The following is a 3,602-nucleotide window of genomic DNA, read 5'->3' as shown; positions in this document are numbered from 1 at the left end:
GCATTATCGTATACACCACAGTAAGTAAGAATCATAGTATAAGTTTAAAAAGGAGGTTAAGTTTAAAGTTAATCTCCTTTTTAACTGTGGTAAATATTACATGAAACTTTTTTATTAACCGAGTATTTATTTTTCCTCGAAGGCTATCTTCGAGGAAAATTTCTGTTATTAGCAATGAGATTTGGAACAACACCTGCCCACTTTGACGTATTCCAGAACGTGATGGTAATTAAATCATGAAAGGGTATTGTAAATTAAACCTGCATCAATGGGCAAAAATTGTTATAATTATTTAAGTCCCATCAAATAGGGGATAATCTTTATGTAATGAGATGCGGGTATTTTAAGAGCTTGGGTTTATAGCAAGCAAAAGGAAGAGGTGAACTAAAATGATGCAATACATACCCTTAGGTGGAGCAGATGAAATAGGTGCTTCAGCTCACCTACTTATAGTAGGTACTAGTGCATATTTGGTGGATTGTGGTCAAAGGCAAACAAGTCCTGATCAGCCCCTGCCAGATTTAGCACTAATGCAAGAACTGCTGAAAGGTAAAAAACTAGCTGCCATTTTTTTGACACATTCGCACTTTGACCACATTGGTGCTCTGCCGCTAATATGCCAGGCTTATCCGGGAGTACCCATTTATGCCACGTCTGCTACTTGCGATTTAACTCGTGTCCTCTTGTTTGACAGTATCAAGGTTATGGATATGCGAGAAGGTGAAGTTCCCCTCTATGATGAGAAACTGGTTAAGGAAGCACTGGGCAGATTGCGTCCTGTGCCCATGGGAAGCTTTGTATTGCTTCCTGACGGAACAAAAACACATTTTTTTCGAGCAGGACATATCCTGGGAGCTGCCATGATTGGTATGGAAACCCCAGCAGGAAGAGTACTATTTACCGGAGACTTTTCTCTATCAGGGACCAGAACAATAATGTCTGCAGCACTACCAAAGTTCTCACCCCATCTTGTTGTTACTGAGGCTACTTATGGGGACCGCCATCATGCAGACCGTAAACGTGAAGAAAATAATCTCGTTAGTAAAATTTCTCAGGTAATTAATGATGGTGGACATGTTTTGGTTCCTGCTTTTGCACAAGGCCGGGCACAGGAGATATTATATTTGCTTCGGTTAGCCCGTTTAAGGCAAAAAGATAGTGAAAAATTTCCAATATGGGTAGATGGGTTGGTTAGAAGTGTAAATACTGTATATTTAAATCATGCAAACCAACTAACAAAATTCCTGCAAAAAAGAGTTTACAACGGACAACACCCATTTTACAGTGACTCGGTTAGGGCTATTGGCAGCCTGGCTAAAAATGAAAGAGAAGCAGCTTTAGCAGGAAAGCCAGGGTGTTTTATTAGCAGTTCAGGGATGTTAACTGGTGGAGCTAGTGCCTATTATGCTGAAAAACTCTTAAATAACGAGAAAAATGCCATTTTATTAACCGGTTATCAAGATGAAGAAAGTCCTGGGAGAAGATTGATAGAATTGCTGGACAAACCGGCTGATGAGAAAAAAATATTGTTGAATGGGCAGGAGATACCGGTCAAGTGTAAAGTAGAAAAGTATAATCTTTCCGCCCACGCTGATCAGCAGGAGATATTTGGATTTTTAACAGCAACTAAGCCCAGGAGAACAATACTAACTCATGGCCAGGGAGAAGCCAGGGAAGCTTTAGCAGCAGCTCTTAAAAACCGTTTGGCAGTTTCCCTGCCAAATAACGGAGAAGTGGTGGAATTAGCATTTGGTCAATACAAGAGAAGTCATGGTATTACTAGAGCAGCTGCTGAAGAAGATATATTAGCCTTTTGGAAAAACACATTTTTTTCCAAGAGCATTAGAGAATATCATCTGGATGAAATGGCAGCTAAAATAGGCTGTGATACTGATTCTTTACAGGCAAGACTTGAACAAAGCAGCTTGTTTAAGGAAATTCATAAAAATATTTGGACTCCCCTATCTGAAGAGGAAATAACTTTACATGATCAAAGAAAAGGATTAATGGAGAAGCTGGGTAATTTGGTAAACAAGTTAGCGGCAGTTAAGTATGGGGGTTACCCATGTATGTCATATTGTATTTCCCAGGATGCTCGCGGTATCAATGTTGAAATCCCTGGGCAGGCTGAGCATGTATATATAAAGGCGGAAGACATTATTGGTGTCTGCGGAACCTTATCTCAAAATCCGTCAGAGATTACCAAAAACAACTGGGTAAAGTTATTATTTGCTCAGGAAGAACCCTCTGTTCAGGATTTACGTAATAAGGTGCTTGATTCATGGAAACAGCTGACAGGCCTGATAAAACCTCGGTTTTTGTGTTTGGAACAGAATCAGACTAGAGAAATCTTTATCAATGCCCTGAAAAACTATAATCTGAATAAAGTAGGGATGAATACTGAAACCGGTGAAGTTATACTTTATTTTTACTTTCCACAGGCTGTACCGAAAGAAATAAACAGCTTGCTCCTTGATTTGTTAAAGCAAACCGGTTGGACCTGGCGAATTAATCAGGAGACTAACATGGAGGCACTAAAATCCAAATTGCTACAATTGCTGCCAGAAGGAGTTCGGCTTGTTAAAGAACCATCAATTCATAGAGAAGAAAATAAAGTAAAAATCAAGGTTATATCAATGAGTAATCCAGATAAGCATCAGTGGCAAAGGATAAAGATGGATTATAATAATGCAACAGGTTGGACCCTTGAGGTGCAAACGGAAACCCAGGCAGCTGTAATAGAAGCTCCAAAAGCAACTGGCGGTAAAATGGAAATTAATACAGCATTTAACCATATTAAAAACAGCCTTAAAGCCGAAGGAGCAGAAATATATAAAACCTCACTAGTGGAAGGCTCCATCCGGGTTCAATTTATTACACCCCAGGCGGCTGAGCTGTATAAACATGTGTTAAGTAAACTGGAACAGGAAACTGGATATGCTGTTACCATTAATCCCGAACCTAATACATCTGCTTTATTCCAAAAAATTAGAAGTATTATCCCTGTGAAGAAAAATCCTAGTTTATTTAAAGAAAAGCAGGAAATTAAAATTGTAGTTGATGAACCTATAGATGAGGAAACAAAAAAGAAATTAGAGAGATTTTTCAGGGAGACTGGGTACAAGGTTTATGATGCAAATAGGGATAAATAGACATTCAAGACACTCTCGAAGGGTGTCCTTTTTTATTTATACCTGCTTTTATGAAAACTAAGAAACAATTTTTTTCGCTCAACTTTAGTATTATATACACGTAATTTTGGTCATGACTTTAGACAATCTTGTCTGGAAAAGACACGATTCTGGCTAAATAGACACGTAAAACGACTAAATAGACAAAAACGAAGGAAATTGCAGGTTCAAAATGGAAGTGATACTGAATGTTACAGGTGCCTGTTGCAATAAAGCCATTATAGATAAATTCCCAGCTGCTGCCAGGGTTATTCTATGCAGGGCCAAGAAGAAATTTAAGAACATTTACATACTCCACTTGCTTTCAGCAACAGGCTTTATGCAATTCTTTAGAACTCTGTTAGGATTTATTATAATTACTAGTTTTTATAAAGAAAATTCTAAAGGACCTTGAGGGCGAAATATAAAATC

2 protein-coding genes are annotated in these 3,602 nt (G+C 38.3%); both read left to right on the top strand.

Annotation, left to right across the window (positions count from 1 at the left end):
• The first annotated feature begins 389 nt into the window (after positions 1-389).
• Positions 390-3,152: an MBL fold metallo-hydrolase gene (locus tag K364_RS25505; RefSeq protein WP_051533881.1), complete on the top strand. Its 2,763-nt coding sequence runs from the start codon at positions 390-392 to the stop codon at positions 3,150-3,152.
• A 211-nt stretch (positions 3,153-3,363) separates the two neighbouring features.
• The gene (locus tag K364_RS0108195) at positions 3,364-3,585 is read left to right on the top strand and encodes a hypothetical protein (RefSeq protein WP_028307637.1); all 222 of its coding nucleotides are present in this window, start codon (positions 3,364-3,366) and stop codon (positions 3,583-3,585) included.
• Positions 3,586-3,602: the final 17 nt, after the last annotated feature.

This window comes from Desulfitibacter alkalitolerans DSM 16504, assembly GCF_000620305.1.
Taxonomy (GTDB): Bacteria; Bacillota; DSM-16504; order Desulfitibacterales; family Desulfitibacteraceae; genus Desulfitibacter; species Desulfitibacter alkalitolerans.
This window is presented reverse-complemented; position numbering and strand designations above follow the sequence as displayed.

What these genes read in the sequence shown, in the direction of transcription:
- K364_RS25505 (WP_051533881.1), top strand. Translation starts at nt 390, where the DNA reads ATGATGCAATACATACCCTTAGGTGGAGCAGATGAAATAGGTGCTTCA.
- K364_RS0108195 (WP_028307637.1), top strand. Translation starts at nt 3,364, where the DNA reads ATGGAAGTGATACTGAATGTTACAGGTGCCTGTTGCAATAAAGCCATT.